This window comes from Sorangium sp. So ce128 (assembly GCF_051525245.1).
Classification (GTDB): domain Bacteria; phylum Myxococcota_A; class Polyangia; order Polyangiales; family Polyangiaceae; genus Sorangium; species Sorangium cellulosum_B.
Genome location: NZ_CP150313.1, coordinates 11,944,351 through 11,961,981 on the forward strand (window position 1 = coordinate 11,944,351; position 17,631 = coordinate 11,961,981).

Annotated in this window: 15 protein-coding genes and 1 pseudogene; 13 read left to right on the plus strand and 3 right to left on the minus strand. The window is 73.2% G+C overall.

The features are described from left to right. Window positions 1–190: 190 nt before the first annotated feature. The 12 genes from WME82_RS45270 (at window position 191) to WME82_RS45325 (ending at window position 14,114) form a co-directional block, all read left to right on the plus strand. Window positions 191–2,368 carry a type VI secretion system Vgr family protein gene (locus WME82_RS45270; protein ID WP_438040384.1) on the plus strand — a complete coding sequence of 726 codons (2,178 nt, stop codon included), beginning with the start codon at window positions 191–193 and terminating at the stop codon, window positions 2,366–2,368. A gap of 43 nt (window positions 2,369–2,411) precedes the next feature. After that, a complete protein-coding gene (locus WME82_RS45275) occupies window positions 2,412–3,641 on the plus strand; it encodes a TIGR02270 family protein (RefSeq protein ID WP_438040385.1) in 1,230 nt (409 codons plus the stop codon). After that, window positions 3,638–5,623 (plus strand): DUF2169 family type VI secretion system accessory protein, encoded by a 1,986-nt coding sequence (locus WME82_RS45280; RefSeq protein WP_438040386.1) that lies wholly within the window; start codon window positions 3,638–3,640, stop codon window positions 5,621–5,623. Before WME82_RS45275 ends, WME82_RS45280 begins: the two co-directional genes overlap by 4 nt. Window positions 5,624–5,625: 2 nt before the next feature. Next, complete coding sequence (locus tag WME82_RS45285) at window positions 5,626–6,645, plus strand: DUF2169 family type VI secretion system accessory protein (RefSeq protein WP_438040387.1); 1,020 nt, start codon at window positions 5,626–5,628, stop codon at window positions 6,643–6,645. After that, a complete protein-coding gene (locus WME82_RS45290; protein ID WP_437742613.1) occupies window positions 6,642–7,703 on the plus strand; it encodes a hypothetical protein in 1,062 nt (353 codons plus the stop codon). Before WME82_RS45285 ends, WME82_RS45290 begins: the two co-directional genes overlap by 4 nt. Before the next feature lie 12 nt (window positions 7,704–7,715). Further along, window positions 7,716–8,201 (plus strand): DUF4150 domain-containing protein, encoded by a 486-nt coding sequence (locus WME82_RS45295; RefSeq protein WP_437547197.1) that lies wholly within the window; start codon window positions 7,716–7,718, stop codon window positions 8,199–8,201. Window positions 8,202–8,281: 80 nt separating this feature from the next. Beyond that, on the plus strand, window positions 8,282–9,691 hold the full coding sequence (locus WME82_RS45300) for a hypothetical protein (RefSeq protein WP_437913690.1): 1,410 nt from the start codon (window positions 8,282–8,284) through the stop codon (window positions 9,689–9,691). A 75-nt stretch (window positions 9,692–9,766) separates the two neighbouring features. Beyond that, complete coding sequence (locus WME82_RS45305) at window positions 9,767–10,276, plus strand: hypothetical protein (protein WP_437742615.1); 510 nt, start codon at window positions 9,767–9,769, stop codon at window positions 10,274–10,276. 14 nt (window positions 10,277–10,290) lie between these two features. Beyond that, window positions 10,291–10,707, plus strand: a complete 417-nt coding sequence (locus WME82_RS45310) for a hypothetical protein (protein WP_438040388.1) — start codon at window positions 10,291–10,293, stop codon at window positions 10,705–10,707. After that, window positions 10,704–13,064: a glycosyltransferase gene (locus WME82_RS45315; RefSeq protein ID WP_438040389.1), complete on the plus strand. Its 2,361-nt coding sequence runs from the start codon at window positions 10,704–10,706 to the stop codon at window positions 13,062–13,064. Before WME82_RS45310 ends, WME82_RS45315 begins: the two co-directional genes overlap by 4 nt. Continuing rightward, window positions 13,054–13,551 (plus strand): hypothetical protein, encoded by a 498-nt coding sequence (locus WME82_RS45320; protein ID WP_438040390.1) that lies wholly within the window; start codon window positions 13,054–13,056, stop codon window positions 13,549–13,551. Before WME82_RS45315 ends, WME82_RS45320 begins: the two co-directional genes overlap by 11 nt. Before the next feature lie 110 nt (window positions 13,552–13,661). Beyond that, window positions 13,662–14,114: a hypothetical protein gene (locus tag WME82_RS45325; protein WP_438040391.1), complete on the plus strand. Its 453-nt coding sequence runs from the start codon at window positions 13,662–13,664 to the stop codon at window positions 14,112–14,114. 261 nt (window positions 14,115–14,375) lie between these two features. Here the strand turns inward: WME82_RS45325 and WME82_RS45330 are convergent, their stop codons facing one another. The 3 genes from WME82_RS45330 to WME82_RS45340 form a co-directional block, all read right to left on the minus strand. Continuing rightward, window positions 14,376–15,038 (minus strand): alpha/beta fold hydrolase, encoded by a 663-nt coding sequence (locus WME82_RS45330; RefSeq protein WP_438040392.1) that lies wholly within the window; start codon window positions 15,036–15,038, stop codon window positions 14,376–14,378. Beyond that, complete coding sequence (locus WME82_RS45335) at window positions 15,038–15,319, minus strand: hypothetical protein (protein WP_438040393.1); 282 nt, start codon at window positions 15,317–15,319, stop codon at window positions 15,038–15,040. Before WME82_RS45335 ends, WME82_RS45330 begins: the two co-directional genes overlap by 1 nt. Window positions 15,320–15,446: 127 nt before the next feature. After that, entirely contained in the window at window positions 15,447–17,000 is a 1,554-nt protein-coding gene (locus WME82_RS45340) for an MYXO-CTERM sorting domain-containing protein (RefSeq protein WP_438040394.1), read from the minus strand. Between the two features lie 85 nt (window positions 17,001–17,085). Here WME82_RS45340 and WME82_RS45345 point away from each other — a divergent pair. Continuing rightward, window positions 17,086–17,175, plus strand: a pseudogene (locus WME82_RS45345) (lipase maturation factor family protein); the annotation flags it as partial. Window positions 17,176–17,631: the final 456 nt, after the last annotated feature.

The following is a 17,631-nucleotide window of genomic DNA, read 5'->3' on the forward strand; positions in this document are numbered from 1 at the left end:
GTGCGTCAACCGTTCGTCCACCGTGCGTCAAGCAGCGCCGGCATGTGCGCCGGCATGTGCGCCGGCATGTGCGCCGGCATGTGCGCCGGCATGTCGACCCCGTCGGCGCGCGTGAATGTGCCCACCCGGCCGGCGAGCGATGGTAGGCTCGACGGCTCGGGCTCCGGGACGTGCGAGGGCGAGGCGACCGATGGCGGACGGTGCGATCGAGTTTGATTTCGCTGTGGAAGGCGCGACCGATCCGTGGCGCGTCGCGCGGATCGAGGGCCATGAGGGCATATCGCGGCTGTTCCACTTCCGCGTGACCCTCGCGTCGACGGACGCCGCGCTGGCGTTCGACGGGCTGGTCGGGCAAACGTGCCTGCTCACGATCCGGAACGACGCGTCGACTCGGTACATCCACGGCATCGTCGCGCGCTTCGAGCAGCACGAGGAGGGGCGCTCGGTCACCACGTACCTGGCGACGGTCGTCCCGCGGGCGTGGCGCCTGCAGCACCGGCACGACTACCGCATCTTCCAGGAGGCGACGGCGCCGGAGATCATCGACAAGGTGCTCCGCGCGGCGGGCCTTTCCTCCGACGATTTCCGCATCTCGACGGCGATGACCCACGATCGGCGAGAGTACAGCGTGCAGTACGCCGAGACGGACTGGGCGTTCATCAGCCGCCTGATGGAAGAGACAGGCATGTTCTGTTTCTTCGAGCACAAGGCCGACAACCACGTGCTCGTCTTCGGCGACGCGCCGTTCGTCCACGAGCCCATCGACGAGCCCGGCGTCGTGCCGTACCGGGCCGTCGGCGGGGCGCTCGCCGCGCGCGAGGCCGTCTCCCGCTTCTCGATGGCCGAGGAGGTCCGGCCCGGCAAGGTCACCGTCCGCGACTACAACTTCCAGAAGCCCAGCCTGAGCCTCGAGGGGGAGGCGGAGGCCGACCGCGACACCGATCTCGAGGTGTACGTGTATGCCACCGAGCACGATCTGCCCGAGGAGGGCACGCAGCTCGCGAAGCTCCGGCTCGAGCAGCTCCAGCTCGTGCGCCGCACCGCGGAGGGGCAGGGGAGCGTGCTCCGGTTCATGCCCGGGGCCACCTTCACGCTCGAGGACCACGGCCGCGAGAGCTTCAACCGCGGATACCTGATCACGCGCGTCGACCATTTCGGCTCGCGGGCCGTCGGGGGGGAATCCCAGGAGACCGTCGTGGGGTACTCCAATCGATTCCAGTGCATCCCGGACGACGTGCCCTACCGCACGCCCGTGCAGACGCCCAAGCCGACGCCCCGCGGCATCCAGACGGCGATCGTCGTGGGCCCTGCGGGCGAGGAGATCCACACGGACATCTATGGCCGGGTGAAGGTGCAGTTCCACTGGGACCGGAAGGGGCGCCGCAACGAGCAGAGCTCGTGCTGGATGCGGGTGAGCCAGATCTGGGCGGGCGCCGCGTGGGGCTCGATGTACATCCCGCGCATCGGCCACGAGGTCGTCATCGACTTCCTCGAGGGCGACCCGGATCGCCCGCTGATCGTCGGGCGCGTCTACCACGGCGCGAACGTGCCGCCCTACGCGCTGCCGGCCGAGAAGACGAAGAGCACCATCAAGTCGGACACCTCGCCGGGCGGCGGCGGCTCGAACGAGCTCAGGTTCGAGGACAGGAGAGGCGCGGAGGAGATCTACCTGCACGCGCAGAAGGACTGGAACATCGAGGTCGAGAACGACAAGACCCAGTCCGTCGGCCACGACGAGCGCCTGACCGTCGGCCACGACCGGAAGAAGCGCATCGACAACAGCCAGTGGGAGTCGATCGGCGCCTTCAAGACCACCGAGGTCGGCGAGGATCACAACGAGAAGATCGGCGCGAACCGCACGCTCGGCGTCGTAAAGAGCGAGAGCGTGGACATCGGCGAGGACGCGAGCCTGAAGATCGGGCAGGGCCGGAAGACCGATGTCGGGAAGGACGACATCGAGTCGGTGGGCGGCAAGCGCGAGCTCTCGGTGGGCGGCGAGGAGACCGTCAAGGTGGGTGATCGCGCGACGCTGGAGGTCGGCTCGAAGCGCAACACCACCATCGGCGCCGACGACTCGCTGTCGGTCGGCGGGACCGAGACCCGGAACATCGACGTGGACGCGACCGAGTCCGTCGGCGCGAAGAAGACCGTCAAGGTCGGCGAGAAGTTCACGCTGGAGTGCGGGAGCGGCAAGATCATCGTCGACAGCTCCGGCAAGATCACGGTCGAGGGGTCGGACATCACCGTGAAGGGCTCGGGCACCGTCAAGGTCGAGGGCGCCAAGGTCGAGGTGAAGAGCGACGGCGACGTGAGCGTCAAGGCGGGCTCGAACATCAAGCTCTCGGGCAGCGGGGTCGACATCAACTGAGCGGCGTCGCGCAGGATCGGAGCCGAGGCGGATGGTTCACGAGGTGGTGGCTGATCACGCGGAGATGGCGTCGTTCCTCTGGGAGCTCCGCGAGATGGCCGTGAGGTCGCACCACTACACGCTGGCCGATCTCGCGGAGCTCGAGGAGCGCGTCGAGGCCCACCTCGATGGGCTCCGGATCGCGGGGGAGCCCGGCTGGGAGCTCACGCTGGCCGCCCTCTCGACGAAGGATCCAGGCGCGTTCTTCGCGGCGGCCATCGCGGCGATCGAGGCGCGCGACTTCCCGGGCTTCGCGGCCGTGCTCGACGCGACGGAGGAGGCGGACGAGCCCGCCGCCGGCGTCGCGGGCGCCCTCGCGTGGGCGTCGCCGGCCGACGCGTTCGCGATCGTGGCGCCGATGCTGTCGGGGGCGCAGCCGCCGGCGCTGCGCCGCCTGGCGCTGGCCGCGTGCGTGGCGCACCGCCGCGATCCCGGGCAGTTCCTTGGCTACGCGCTCTGCGACGGCGACGCGGCCGTCCGCGCGCTGGCCTTCCGCGCGGCCGGCGCGCTCGGCCGCGCCGATCTGGCGGGCGAGCTCCGCGGCGCGTGGGGCTCGGACGACGAGGCCGAGCGCTTCTGGTCGGCGTGGGCCGGCGCGCTGCTCGGGGCGCGCGGCGCGGACGAGGCGCTGTGGAGCGTCGCCGGGCGGAGCGGCGCGTTCGCCGAGGAGGCGGCCGACTGCGCCGCCCGCGTGAGCCCGCCGGGTGAGGCCCGCCGCCGGATCGAGGCGCTGATGCGGTCGCCCGGGCTCGGGCGGGTCTGCCTTGTCGCGGCGGGGGCGCTGGGCGATCCGGCGCTGCTGCCGTGGGTGCTCGACCGGCTGGACGTCGCGCCGCTCGCGCGGCTCGCCGGCGAGGCGCTCTCGCGCATCACCGGCGCGCCGATCGAGGGGGCGCTGCGCGGGGCCCCGGCGCCCGGCGTCGACGCCGGGCCGAGCGACGATCCGCGCGACACGAGCGTGAAGATGGATCCGGACACGCAGCTGCCGTGGCCGCACGGGGCGAACGCGCGGGCGCTCTGGGCGGCGCACCGCGGGCGCTTCGCGTCGGGGGTGCGCCACGTGGACGGCCGCCCGCTGGACGAGGGGGCGCTCGATCGCGTGCTCCGGCTCGGCGGCCAGCGGCGCCGCGCGGGCGCCGCGTTCGAGCGGGCGGCGCGCGCGCCCGGCCGCCCGCTGTTCGACGTGGCCGCGCGGGTCGAGCGGCAGAGGGCCGCGCTCGGGGCCTCGCCGTGAGGGCGCCGCCCGCGCCGCGCGCCCTCGGGCACGCCGCGGCCGCGGTGCGCCCGTTCCGCTCCCGGGGGCGGGTGATGCTCGCGGTGGTCGTCAAGGCGACCTTCCAGCTCGAGCACAAGCGCGCCATGTCGCCGCTCCCGCCCGCGCCGATCGTCGCGGCGGACGTGCGCGCGGCGCGCGCCGCGGCCGACCCGCGCGCCGCCATCTCGGCGGCCGCGGAGATGGCCCCGTTCCTTCCGCGCGCGGACATCCTCCTCGGCGGCCACGCCTGGGCCCGCGGGCGGAGCCCGGCGCCGCTCGTCCCCGTCCGCCTGCGGGTCGGCCTCGACGCGGCCGTCCTCCTCGACAAGGCCCTGCACGTCTACGGCGACCGCGGCGGCAACGGCCGCGGCGCCCCGCAGCCGTTCCTCGCCATGCCGCTCGGCTACGAGCGCGCCCTCGGCGGGGCGGCCGACCCCGACAACCCGGCCGGCGTCGATCCGCGCGCCGGCCGCGCGCCCAACATCATCGACCCCCGGCAGCCGACGCGCGCCGCCGGCCTCGGGCCGATCGCGGCGCACTGGCCCGCGCGGCAGCGCCGGCTGGGCAACGCCGATCCGCGCGGCGTGCAGGCCCCGTGGCCCGTGGTCCCGGACGGCTTCGACTGGGCGTATTTCCAGGCGGCGCCGGCCGATCAGCAGACGCCGTACCTCCGGGGGAACGAGTGGATCCTGATCGAGGGGATGCACCCGGATCTCGACCGCATCGAGGCCTGGTTGCCGGGCCCCGTCGCCGAGGCGCGGGTCGCGTTCGGGGGGGCGGCGCAGCCGCAGGTGTTGCCGCTGGTCGCCGACATGCTCGTGATCGACGCCGATCGCTGGCTTTGCTCGCTCGTGTGGCGCGCCAGCGCGCTGCTGCCGGGCGAGGAGGCCCTCGCCAGCGTCCGGGTCACGGCCAGGGTCGCGCTCCCGGGCGAGGCGGTGCCATGGGACGTCGCGGCAGCGCCGCCGGCCCGCGCGGAGCGGGCGCAGGCGGCGCCGCAGCGGGCGCGCGCGGCGGAGCATCCGCTGGCGGGGACGGTGGCGCTCGATCCGGAGGAGGCGTCGGCGGCGGCGAGCCCGCAGCGGGCGGCGCGCGGGGCGGCGGAGCATCCGCTGTCCGGGACCGTGTCGGTCGATCCGGACGACGTCCAGCCGAACCCCGCCTTGCCGTTCCGGTCGCCCGCGGCCTCCGTGGGAGGACCGCACCTCGCGAGGTCTGGCACGGCGGAGATGCCCGCCGCAGCGGGGACACCGCCCGCGGAGCCGCGGCGCGGCGGCCTGCCCTTCGTGGCGCCGGCGGCGGCGGCCGCAGCTCCCAAGGCGCTGCCGTTCGCGCCCGCTGCCCCGTCTCCCCCGGGCGCCCGCGATGGCGCGGCGGCGTGGGCGCTGCCGTTCGCCGCCCCGGCCGCGGCGTCGCCTGCGGCGCCGGTCCGAGCGCCGGCGGCGTCCGGCGTGCTGCCGTTCGTATCGCCGGCGGCAGCGTCCGGCGCGCTGCCGTTCGCGCCAGCGCCGTCCGCGCCCGTCCCCGCTGCTCCCCAGGCGCCGTCCGCGCCCCCTCCCGCGCCGTCCGCGCCGGAGCGCTCCTCGCCGTGGGTGTCGGGCGCGGCGCCCCACGCCGCCTCGGAGCCGCGCTCGCCGTGGGCGTCGGGCGCGGCCGCGGCCCCGGCGCCCGCCGCCTCGCCGCCGCCCGTCGCGCCGTCGTACACCCTCGCCCAGCCGCGCATCGCGCCGTCGTACGCCCTGGGATCGTCGCCCGCCGCCCCACCCTGGCCCGCCGCGGCAGCCGCCGCTCCTGCCCGGCGCCCCGCGCGCCCGCGCCGGCAGCGCCTCGCCCCGGACGCGCGCCCCTCGTCGGAGCCGCTCATCCCGCCGCGCAAGCGCCGCCCCGCGAAGGTCGCGGCCGACGGCCTCGGCGCCTCGTTCCTCCGCGCGGTGCCCGACGCCGCGCCCACGCCCAGCTGAACATGGACCTCCGCAATCGAACCCCCTTCGTCGCCGAGCGCATCGTCCACGTCGACGCCGCCGGCGCCGAGGTGCTCGTCGTCCTCGTCAAGGCGACGCTCGCCATCCACGCCGGCGGCCGCCTCGCGCCCGCGGCCGAGCAGGTGCCGCTCCAGCACGCCGACGCCTTCCACGGCGAGCCGGGCCTCTCGAGCGTGCGCTACGAGAGCGACCTCGCGCCGCACAAGGTCGGCACGGACGTCGTCGTCCTCGGCCACGCGTACCCTCCTGGCCGCCGCGACGCCGAGGTCCAGGTCTCCGTGCGCGTCGGCCCGATCCGCACGACCCTCGCCGTCTTCGGCGACCGCACCTGGGCGCGCCCCGCGTCCCCCGCGCCCTTCGAGCGGATGCCGCTCGTGTACGAGCGCGCGTTCGGCGGGCGGGACGAGTCCGCCGAGTCCGCCGCCGACCACGAGGTCGAGCCGCGCAACCCCGTCGGGCGCGGGTTCCGGGCCCGCCGCTCGCTCGTCGACCTCGCGCAGCTCGCCATGCCGAACCTCGAAGATCCCAGGAAGCCGCTCCGCTCGCCGGACGATCGCCCCGAGCCCGTCGGCCTCGGCTTCATCGGGCGCAGCTGGCAGCCGCGCCTGCGCTACGCCGCCACGGCGCCCGACCCCTCGTCGCCGCCTCCTGCCGGGTCGCCGCCTCCCGCCCCGTCGCCGTTCCTGCCTGCCGCCTTCGACCCTCGCTACCACCAGGGCGCGCACCCGCGCCTCGTGGCCACGCCGCACCTGCGCGGCGGCGAGCCGGTCGAGCTCGTGCACCTGAGCCCCCTCGGCCCGCAGCGCTTCTCGCTGCCCCGCGCGGCGCCTCGCGCCGTGGTCCTGATCGACTCCGAGCGCCGCCCGCTCCCGCTGGTCCTCGACACCGTGGTCCTCGAGCCCGACGACCTCCGCGCCGTGCTCGTGTACCGCGGCGCCATGCCCGTCGGTCGCGATCTCTTCCGCGTGCGCCGCATCGAGGTGGAGCCCGCGCCCGCATGAGCACCGGAGCCGTCATCACCGCCGCCGGCATGGTCACCGCCCTCGGCGACACCGCCGCGTCCACCACCGCCGCGGTCCGCGCTCGCCTCACGCGCTTCCGCGAGTGGCCGAGCTACCCCTGCCTCCCCGCCGACCCGCCCCGCCCGGAGGAGCCCTTCTCCGTGGTCGCGGCGTACACCGATCTCCCCCGCGCGCTCGACCTCCCGGTCCGCTTGCTCGCGCTGGCGCTCCAGGACCTCGCCACCTCCGGCGACCTCGCGCGCGCCGACCTGGAGGACGCCTCGTTCTTCCTCGCGCGCCCCTCGCCCGGCCCCGCCGCGCACCACCACGAGCTGCGCGACGCCTTCCGGGAGCGGCTCGCCGACGCCGCCGGAGTCGACGCCGTGACCCGCGGCCTCCTCGCCCCCGACGGGCACGCGGCGATGCTCCTCGGCCTGGCCCACGCGGCGCGCGCCGTCGAGGCCGACCCCGGCACGCCCTGGATCGTGGCCGGCGCCGACTCCCAGGTCGACGTGGGGCTGCTCGAGGCGCTCGACCACGCGCGCCGGCTCAAGAGCCGCCGCAACCTCGACGGGTTCATCCCGGGCGAGGCCGCGGCCGCGCTGCTCGTCGAGCACCGCCGCCGCGCCGAGGCCCGCGGCGCCCCCATCCTGGCCGAGATCGAGGGCTCGGGCGCCGGGGAGGAGCAGAGCCCCATCGAGAGCGGCGATCCCCCCTCGGGCGAGGCCCTCGCCGCGGCGCTCGCCGCCGCGTGCGCCGCGGGCGGCCCGCCCGCGTGGGTTCTCTGCGATCTCAACGGCGAGAGCTACCGGGCCAAGGAGTGGGGGCTCGCGCGCGTCCGCGCGCCCGCGCTCCTCGGGGGCGTCCGGGCGCTGTGGCACCCCGCCGACGGCTACGGCGACGTCGGCGCCGCGACGGGCGGGTGCCTCGCGGCCGCGTGCGTGCGATCGTTCGAGCGCGGCGCGTCCCCCGAGGCGCGCGCCGCGCTCTTCGCGGGCTCCGGCGACGGGACGCGCGCCGCCGTGTGCCTCGTCTCGGCTGCAGCGAAGAGGGCGTGAAGGAGGAGCGATATGCCTGTCACCGTAGGAGTCAACTCACGCACGGTCGTCCACGCCGCGAGCAATGGAATGACCATCGCTTTTCCGGACGTGTGCCTCACCCCCGCGCCGCCCGCGCCGCCGGTCCCCATCCCCTATCCCAACATCGCCATGTCGTCCGACGCCGCGAGCACCGCGAAGAACGTCAAGGCCGACGGCAACCCCGTCTGCCATCAGGACAGCAACTTCTCGCGCAGCAGCGGCGACGAGGCGGGCACGAACGGGGGCGTCGTCTCCGGCGTGAACATGAACAAGGCCGAGTTCATCAGCTACTCGTTCGACGTCAAGGTCGAGGGGAAGGGCTGCGCCCGCGCGCTCGATCTCATGCTCCACAACAGCAAGAACACCCCGCCCACGCCGCTCGTCCAGCCGCCGCTCATCGTCATCGTCATGGAGGAGCCCCCGCCCGCGCCCGAGAACCCCAAGGACTGGGGCGTCGACAAGATCGAGGTGTTCTGAGGGGGCGGCCGCGGAGCGAGCCTCGACCCGCGCCGCGCTGATGGACCGGACTCCCCGCTGATTCGTCCTGGAGCTCTCGCATGCCGACGATCAAGCAATACGTGAACCTCCCTGCCGCCGCGACGGGCGTGAACGGCCCCGTGCGGCAGCTGCGCGTCACGCCCAACCAGGTGCCCAACGTCGCGCCCGGCGACCGCGTGGACTGGTGGATCGAGCCCGACCCGGGCAACGAGAACCTCGCATTCCAGTCGCTGACCGAGCGCACGCGGCTCGCGCACGGCGCGGCCCCCGGCGTGACGGTCGGCGTCGGGCACCACTTCGACAACACGCTCACGTTCACGCACATCGGCGGCGACAAGTACACGATCAAGGCGTCGCGCGACGGGCAGCGGGCGCAGTTCCTCGCCACCGACGAGTTCCAGACGTGGCGAAAGCTCTATTATACGGTCTGGTACTCCGGCGCGCAGACGCTCGCGACGTACAACAACATCGATCCGCGGTTCGTGGGCGAGTTCGCGCGGCACTTCATCGAGCTGGAGCGCAGGGCGGTCCTCCCGGCGCTCGCGACCGTGGACTCGGCCCGCGTCGACTTCCAGAGCCTGTCGCAGCAGGCGGTCAGCTCGCCGACCTTCGACTGGCCGTTCATGAACGGCGGCCCGAACGCGCTGCTCAACCTGCGCGTCGGCGGCCTGCCCCCCGGGGGAGGCACGCTGACCGACAAGCCGCTTCACATGGCCTTCCTGCTGGTGCCGAACTGCTATTACACGCAGCTGGAGCGGCGCGCGTTGCCCACGGCGAACAACGCGGTCGGGAGCATCACCACGTTCCGCACCGTGTGGCGCGACCCCACGAACGGCAACAACTTCATGTGGACGGCGCAGGCGTCGTGGCCGGCGGCCGGCGCCACCGACGTGCGGGCGTACTTCACCTTCACGCCCGGGTCGCCGAACCGCGTGAACTGGAACCTCACCACGCTGCCGGGCCTCACGGCCCACCTCGCCACGCCGGGCAACACGTACAACCTCACGTTCTCGTTCATCTGGAAGAGCTCGATCAACGGCTACAGCTGGGGCAATTTCTGCGTCGTCGGGTGCACGGGCCCCGGCCGGAGCGAGACGGCGGTCCTCGGCACCTTCGTCCACGAGATGGGGCACGGCATCGGGCAGACCGTCCGGCAGGAGCCGCAGTACAGCGCGACCGGCGTGGCGCTCGCCACGCAGCTCGCCAACCCCCGCTGGTACACCGACCAGTTCGGCGGGCAGGGCCCGCACTGCAACACGAACGCAGGCCTCACGCCGGACCCGTCCACCACGTCGGGCCAGCGGTACGACTGGTGGCCCGCGCTCGGCGGGCGGCTCTGCACCATCTACCACGCCGGCCATAACAACCGCGACGACGGCGTCTTCTGCCCCGTGTGCGCCCCGCGCATCCGCCGCGTGCGCCTCGACACGCCGGCGCAGACCTCCCGCAACTGGAACCACTTTGGCTGAACCTCGCGGGCGGGGCGGGGGCGCGCTGCTCTCTCGACCCCGCGCCCCGCGCCCCGCCCACGTCGAGAGGACCCCATGGAGATCGAACCCCGGACACCCTTTGGTTTCGCCCCCCACGCGGGCTCGCCCGAGATCGCGGCCGGCAAGGAGGCCATCCGACTCGCGATTTCGCGGGTGTCCTTCGCGGCCGGCACGGTGGAGCTCGACGTCTCGGCCTCGTTTCTGTTCCCGGACGCCGTCGCGAGCCGCTACCGTGACGTCGAGGAGTCGATGGTCCTCGTCGTCCACGACATCGAGCAGGCGGACGGCGGCGCCCTGCTCGCGCGCAACACGTTCATCGAGTTCCCGGCCGGCGAGCGCGACGGCCCGAACCAGCTCGCCGAGCCCGCGCTGCCGATGCCGGGCCGCGGCAGCCTGGCGTCCGAGGGGTACCAGGGCGCCTGGCTCAACGTCACCGTCGCGTTCCCCTGCGCCGTGGCGGTGCCCCGTTACCGGCCGAGCGTCTATGTGTACCTCGTCCTCGAGAACTACGTGTCGAACGTGATAGGCATCGATCTCGTCGACAAGAAGGCCATCGAATTCTGACCGGCGGTGAACCCATGCTCGTCCGATCCGTCTCTTTCGGCCTGATCGCGGAGACGCCCGCGACCTCCGGCGCGGGCGTCGTCCTCGCCGAGCCGGGCCCGCCCACCGTCGAGGGCGGCGCCCTCGTCCACGTCGTCCACGGCAGCTCGCGTGTGCCCGCCGTCGATATCGAGGTCGAGCGCGCCGAGGTGCTCCGCGGCGTCTTTCTCACGCTGATCTACGCCCCCGCGCAGGGCGGCGTCACGGTGCCTCTGCTCGGGCCGAGGCTGGTCTTCCCCGACGACATCGACGACGTGGGCGCGGACCTCGTGGGCAGCTTCCGGTGCGAGATCGTCCTGGCACCCCGGGTCGGGGCGTTCTATCTGCACGCGGCGTATCGCCAGTACGTCTCCAACGTGGTTCGCCTCATGGCCCCGCCCGGTGCCCGATGACGCCTGTTTATTCCGTTATCGTCGTCACGTGGAACAACCTCCAGTACACGGCGCGATGTGTGGACGCCCTCCTCCGCACGCTCCCCTCGGACGCGGAGGTGGTCTTCGTCGACAACGGCTCGGAGGACGGCACGCCCGCTTACCTCACCGACGTCGCGCGCCGGCTCGGGGACGCCGCCAAGACGGTCTTCCTGGACGAGAACCTCGGCCTGGCCGGCGGCGCGAACCGGGGACTCGAGGTCGCGGCCGGGGAGTACCTGGTGCTGCTCGACAACGATGTCGTGGTGACCCCGAGGTGGCTGGAGGGGCTGCGGGAGTGCATGGAGGAGGCGCCGCGGGCCGTGCCCGGCGCGCGGCGCGTCGGGCTCGTCGGGCCCGTGACGAACAGCGCGCGCGGCCCGCAGAAGGTGCAGAACCCGCCGCCGTTCCAGCCGGAGGCGCTGAACGAGCTCGCGGCCGAGCACCGCGAGGCGTTCCGCCGGCGGTGGGCGCCGTCGTTCGCCCTCTCGACCTTCTGCCTGATGATGCGCCGCGAGGTCTACGCCGAGATCGGCGGGCTCGACGAGCGCTTCTTCCCGGTGGGCCACGAGGGCGCCGACCTCGCCTTGCGGGCGCAGGAGCGCGGCTTCGAGTGCATGATCGCGAGCGACGTGTACGTGCACCACGAGGGGAGCGCCACGCTGAGCAAGGCGTTCCCCGGCGCGCAGGGCGGTCTCGGGGGCGCGGACCTCTTCTTCGAGAAGTGGCGCGCCCGCCGCGCCGGGAAGACGCGGCTCGTGGCCGCGTACCCCGTCCGGGACGCGGAGGCGACGCTGCGCGAGAGCCTCGACGCGACGGCGCGGTTCGCCGACGCGATCGTCGTGCTCGACGACGGATCGACGGACGGGACGGGGGCGATCGCGCGGTCGCACCCCGCCGTGGCCCGGTACGAGCGGACGGAGCTGCCGTCGGGCGTGGATGGACGGCGCGATCGCGACCGCGCCCTGCAGATGGCGGCGGAGCTCTCCCCGGACTGGATCCTCGCGGTCGACGCGGACGAGGTGTTCGAGATGGACCGCGCGCGCGCCGAGCGCCTCATGCAGCTCGCCGATCCGCACATCAAGGCGCTCGGCTTCCACTGGTACACGTTCTGGGAGCCGACGCGCACGTACTTCCGGGCGGACGGCGCGCTCGGGGCCATGTCGGGGTACCGCATGTACCGGAACGAGCCGGGCCTGCGCGTCGCCCGCGGGGCCGAGGGCGGCCTGCCCGGGGGCGGCATCCCCGAGATGCCGGACGGGTGCGGGCGCTTCACCGACGTCCGCGTGCGGCGGCTCGGCTACGACACCGAGGCGTCGCGGCAGGCGCGGATCGCGCTCCACGGGCCGGACCCGTACACGCCGCCGCGCGTGGGCGCGCCCCCCGAGCTGGCCGATCTCGCGAGCAACACGGTGACGCTGCGCAGGTATGCGCCCGCGTCCGGCGTATCGCTCTGCATCATCGCGAGGAACGAGGCCGAGCGGCTGGAGCGGTTCCTCGCGTTTCTGGAGCCGTTCGTCGACGAGATCTGCATCGTCGACAACGGCAGCGACGACGCGACGGTCGAGATCGCGCGGAGGTTCACCGACCGGGTGCGCGTCCACCGGACGGACCGGCTGGACCTGGCCGAGGTGCGCAACGTGGGCCTGGAGATGGCCACGCGGCCCTGGATCCTGAGCCTCGACCCGGACGAGGAGCTCGCGCACTGGGATCTGCCGCGCGTCGTTCGGCTCATGGACGACCTCGACGTCCACGCGTATTCCTTCGAGATCGCCAATCATCAGAAGGACGGCCCGCCCGTCATGACGATCGCCGTGCGGCTGTTCCGCAACGACGCGCGGATCCGGTACGGGCGCGCCGTGCACGAGACGGTGCAGCCGAGCCTCGACCGGCACCCGGAGCTCGTCGTCCGCCCGGCCGGCGTGGAGATCCAGCACTATGGCTTCCTGAAGGACGACGGCGTCATGGAAGAGAAGCTGTCGCGCTACCTCGAGGCGAACCAGCGCATGCGCGAGGAGGATCCGGCGGATCCGATGCCCTGGTACAACGAGGGGCTCCACCTCCTGAACGACGGCCGCGACGACGAGGCGATAGCGTTCCTCGAGAGGGCGATGGTGCTCGGCCAGCGCTTCCTCTCGCCGCGATCGAGCCTGGCGCAGATCTACCAGCACCGGGCGCTCGCGCTGTGGCAGAGCATGGTCGCCGAGCTCCCGCCGGGGCACCCCGTGCGGCCGACGGCGGAGGAGAGCGCCGCGGTGCTGGGCCGCATCACGCCGGCGCGGATGCTGGTGGGGCAGGCGCGCAGGCGCAGGCTCCAGGGGCCGTCGCATGGCGATTGAGGGGCGGCGCGCGTTCATCGCGCAGGTCACCGCGGGGGCCGGCCTCGTGGCGCTCGGCGGGTGCGGCGGCGCGCCCGGGGCGGCGGGTGCGCCTGCGGGGGCGAGGGGCGCGGCTGCGGCGGGGAAGGCCGCCCCTCCGGCAACGGGCGGGGCGGGCGCGGCGCCTGTCCTCGAGGCCGCCCTGCAGGGCGCCGTGCTCGCGCTCCGCTACCGGTACCCGCGCTCCCTCGGCGAGCGGCTCGCCGCGGCGCCGTGGGCCGCCACGCTCGTGGTCGCCATCCACCCCGCGTCGGCGTCCCCCGCCTGCCGGAGCCTCGCGAGCGGGGCGCTCCGCACCGAGGCTCCCGTGCTGGATCAGGGGATGTTCCGCGCGGCGGCCGAGGTCGATCTGGCGGAGTTCTTCGGCCTGAAGGCGCCGTTCGTGCGCTATGTGCACGCGTCGTTTCTTCACCTCCGGTCCGACGTGCTGCGCGTCGCGACCGGGTGAGCGATGAGGGGATATCCAGGTGACTGACCGTGGAGGTGCATGTGAGCTCGAACGACTCAATCTGGCATGAATGGAGCGCGGTCGACGCCAGAGCCACCAGGCTCGCTTCCGTGTCGTTGGCGGGGAGCTACGCTTCGATCCTCCTGGAGAACTGCGTTGCTGAGAGGCACGCGGTAGGCCTGGACGTCGCGACATTTGCTTGCCATGGCTCGTTCGACGTGGCCGAGGGCCCCCAGGCGGTTCTCGTCACCCTCCGCGGGGCCGTGCACGTCGGTCCTGGCGGTACAGCCAGCGTGACCGCCTTCGTGGGCCGCGACGCGCATCCAGTGTACTTCAAGGAGTCTCCGGAGGGCTCCGCCGAGTTCACGCACACGGTCGCGGCCGAATGCTCGGGCGGTCGCCTGCTCGTGGCGTTGCACCTCCTGGCCTGGAGCCCGCTGCCAGAGACGGAGGTCTCCGTCACCGTGGACTCGCTCGACGTGGTGCTGGTCGCAGCGCACCCGCCCTCGCCGGCTCCTGCCCCGGGAGCTGCCCCACGGAACTTCGGCTCTGCTCCTGGTTGATCTGCGCTCGCGCGATCGCGCGAGCGCCCGTGGTCTTCTCCGATAACTCAAGTCGCGGCTGTCCCGACGAAACGGGGCGATGGGGCGGTGCATGCAAGGGGATGCTCGTCAGAACAAGGCGGACGGGAGCGTAGACCTGTCGAGCCGGATAGACGTCCCCGTCCCACGCAACCGACGTCATCGCCGTTGTACAACGGACATCCGCGCGTTTTGCACGATCACGGACCCAAAGGCCGTGCGCCTGGCGTGGACAGGCAGGCCCTAGGACAGCGAACCGAAGAACTCCCGCAGATCGGCGGCCAGCGCCGTCGGCGTCTCCGTCGCCAGGAAATGCCCGCCGCGCGAAAGCTCGGTCCAGCGCACGATGTGGTGGTCGCGCTCGGCCAGCCGGCGCACCGCCACGTCCGGCGTCAGCGACACGGCCACGGCCGTGGGCACGGTGCCGCGCGGCTTGGGCGCCCAGCCGGACGGGTCGTTGAAGGCTTCATAGTACAGGTTGGCCGAGGGGCCGCTGGTGCCGGTGAACCAGTACAGGCTCACGTTGTCCAGCAGCGCGTCCAGGCCCACCGCGTCCTCCGGCAGCGCGGCCGCGGGATCGGTCCATTCCTTGAACTTCTCGACGATCCAGGCCAGCTGGCCCACCGGCGAATCATGAAGCCCGTAGCTGAGCGTCTGCGGCCGCGTGCCCTGGATGTGCGCGAAGCCCATCATCCGGTCGCGGAAGTTCTGTAGCCGTTCCAGGCGCTGCTGCTCCGAGGCCGTCAGGCCTTCCAGCTCGGCGGGGTCGCCGGAGGGAAACGTCACCAGCGCATTGCAGTGCACGCCTCTGACATGCTCGCTGTCGATGCGGCCCAGCTCCGCCGCGATGAACGCGCCCACATCGCCGCCTTGCACGCCGTAGCGTGTGTAGCCCAGGCGCTGCATCAGCGCCGCCAGCGCACGGGCGCAGCGGCCGTGGTTCCAGCCGGCGTCGGCCAGCCGAAGGCGATGCTCAGGTACTCGTCGCCTGTGTCGTAGCCCAGCGTCACCGGGTGCGTGATGAGACCGGTATGCAGCACCTGCAGCCGGCCGCGGCGCTTCATGAACACGAGGTCCCAGCAGCCGTCGGGCAGGGACTGGTCCTGCGCGTCGTCGCCGTAGGCGACGTGCGAGATCCGCTGCACCAGCGCATGGTCGCTGCCGCGGATGGAGCGCGTGGTCCTCATCGACAGCTTCCCTTCGTCATGCTGCGCAGTATGGCCGACCCGCGCCGCAAGGCGAATTCCCACGCCGGGCGCGGGCGGCTGCGGTCCACCGCGAGCCCGGGTGGATCGCAGTCGCCCCTCTCCAGAGCTAACTGGCGTCGCTCAGCGATGAGGAGGCCTGTCGTCGCCGGAGGGCGAACGCGGCGAGGACCGCAGTCAGGAGGCCAAGGGTGTGATTCCCGCCGACGCCCGCGGCGCGGCAGCTGCAGCCCTCGCCGTCACTGGAGGTGTCGCCGCCCCCGCCGGCGCCGCTGCCTGCGCCCACGCCCGTGCCGCCTGCCTCACCCCCGCCCGAGCCGGTGGTGCCGCCGCCCATCCCGCCCGAGCCGGCGGTGCCGCCGCCCATCCCGCCCGAGCCGGCGGTGCCGCCGCCCGCGCCCCCGTCGCCGGAGGGCCCCGGCGGCGGCACCGTCGCGCAGTCGCCGAGCGAATGTTCGAGCGCGCCGAGCGTGAAGCTCCCGCTGCCCGGCCGCCCGCGCGCGCAGTAATCGTCGGTCACCGCGGCCTCGGCGGGCGCTTCGCCGACGAGCGACGCCACATCCCCTTTGAGGTGCAGGTCGCCGAGACCTGGATCTTCGTACCACGTTTGGAACGTCGCGAGTCCCACCTCGGCCAGGTTGTCACTCTCCTGGTGCGTGGCCCCGTCGCGGTCGCGGATCTTGCCCGTGAGCACGTTGCCGCGCGCGACGCCGCTGGTCGTCGCGAAGCGAAAGTCGATCCCGCTCGTCGCGATCAGCGTATTGAAATGAAGCCGCGTATCCGTCGCGCGGTTCAGATAGATCCCGACGTCCGAGCAGCTCGCGATGATGTTGTTCCGCATCGTTCCGCCGGTGTGCTCGACCTCGCAGGGCACGTCGGGGTCGTAGGCCGGGGCGCAGTACTGCGCCCCCGTGCCGCCGCCGCCGAACGACAGCCCGATGCGCGCCCCGTCCGGCGAGCCGGCGGTGGTGCAGACGACGAGGTTGCGCTCGAAGAGCCCGTCCGAGCCGCCGCTCTTCATGAACGCGGCGTAGCTGACGGTGTCGCCGCCGTCTTTCTGGAAGTCGTGCAGGTAGCTGTCGCGCACGGTCCAGCGCTTGCCGCCGTCGATGTTGATCTTGGTGACGGGTCTGCCGGTCCTGCGCGGGTGGGTGTCGAACAGCTCCGATCGCTCGATCAGCCCGTCGTCGGGGGCCGTCCAGACGCCGTCCACCTGCGCGGCGTTGATCTTGAGCTGGGCGTTGAAGTCCCGCACCTTCGAGCGGCGGAGGGCGAAGCGGCTGGCAGCGCCGAACACGTGGAAGGCATGCTCGCAGTCCGAGTCGTCGGCGCAGACGCCGCGGATATCGAGGTCTTCGAAGTGCCAGTTCGGGCCGCTGACCTTGAAGCCTTCGAGGCCCGACAGCTCGACGATCGCGCCGAGCGGCTCGGCGGCGCGCACGACGATCGGCGCGGCCTCGGTGCCTGCGGCCGCGCAGGAGGCGCCGTCGAAGGCGTAGGTGCCCGAGGCGAGGACGATCTCGTCGCCGGCCTTGGCCGCGCCGATCGCGGCGACGAGCTCGTCGGTGGTGCCGACCGGCACGACGGCCGCCGCGGCGGGGGCGGCGACGAGGAGGGAGGTGAGCAGGGCGAGCGGAGCGACGGGCGCGCGGCGTAGCGACATGGCTGCAAGAATGCGCGGGTGCGCTCGTCCGTCAAGACGGCGCGTGCAACGTGTGACGGCCGTGCGCGACCTTCTCCCCCTACGGGCTGGACTCATCAAGCTCCGCGGCGACCCGTGCTGGCGCGACCTGACCTGCCTTGTCTACCACGACGAGACGCAGCCGGTTCCGAACCCGCCGAGATCGCAACGTCGCGCAGCGTCGAGTGGGCCGTGCTCATGAAACGCACGTTCGGGTTCGATGCTTTGCGATGCCCGAGATGCGAACGGCAGCACCCGCACGCGACCCAAGGTGGGAACCGATGGCGTTCGGGTTCGACGCCGCGTAGCTGAGCACCCGACCCGCCCCCGTCATGGCGAGCGCACGCCGCCGTCGTCGAGGCACGGCTGCGCCCGGAGCACGCCGCCCCAGCCCTGCGACGGGGCAAGCGGGTGTCTGATGGGCCAAAACGAAAACGGCTCGCCAGGCGCCGTCCCCGCGGGGATTGACACGGGCGAAGGTTCTACGGTTTCCTATCCGCTGGATCTGTTGGTTTTTTGTAGGCCGATCAGTGGATCGTACTTTTTGTACGTTATGTCAACTGCCGGTCGTCGGCGGGAAATTCTTGACAGGTCGGAATGGCTTTGCGCAGGC

Coding starts and splice junctions, on each gene's coding strand:
- WME82_RS45270 (WP_438040384.1), top strand. CDS start 191: ATGGCGGACGGTGCGATCGAGTTTGATTTCGCTGTGGAAGGCGCGACC.
- WME82_RS45285 (WP_438040387.1), top strand. CDS start 5,626: ATGGACCTCCGCAATCGAACCCCCTTCGTCGCCGAGCGCATCGTCCAC.
- WME82_RS45290 (WP_437742613.1), top strand. CDS start 6,642: ATGAGCACCGGAGCCGTCATCACCGCCGCCGGCATGGTCACCGCCCTC.
- WME82_RS45295 (WP_437547197.1), top strand. CDS start 7,716: ATGCCTGTCACCGTAGGAGTCAACTCACGCACGGTCGTCCACGCCGCG.
- WME82_RS45300 (WP_437913690.1), top strand. CDS start 8,282: ATGCCGACGATCAAGCAATACGTGAACCTCCCTGCCGCCGCGACGGGC.
- WME82_RS45305 (WP_437742615.1), top strand. CDS start 9,767: ATGGAGATCGAACCCCGGACACCCTTTGGTTTCGCCCCCCACGCGGGC.
- WME82_RS45310 (WP_438040388.1), top strand. CDS start 10,291: ATGCTCGTCCGATCCGTCTCTTTCGGCCTGATCGCGGAGACGCCCGCG.
- WME82_RS45315 (WP_438040389.1), top strand. CDS start 10,704: ATGACGCCTGTTTATTCCGTTATCGTCGTCACGTGGAACAACCTCCAG.
- WME82_RS45320 (WP_438040390.1), top strand. CDS start 13,054: ATGGCGATTGAGGGGCGGCGCGCGTTCATCGCGCAGGTCACCGCGGGG.
- WME82_RS45330 (WP_438040392.1), bottom strand. CDS start 15,038: ATGCAGCGCCTGGGCTACACACGCTACGGCGTGCAAGGCGGCGATGTG.
- WME82_RS45335 (WP_438040393.1), bottom strand. CDS start 15,319: ATGAGGACCACGCGCTCCATCCGCGGCAGCGACCATGCGCTGGTGCAG.
- WME82_RS45340 (WP_438040394.1), bottom strand. CDS start 17,000: ATGTCGCTACGCCGCGCGCCCGTCGCTCCGCTCGCCCTGCTCACCTCC.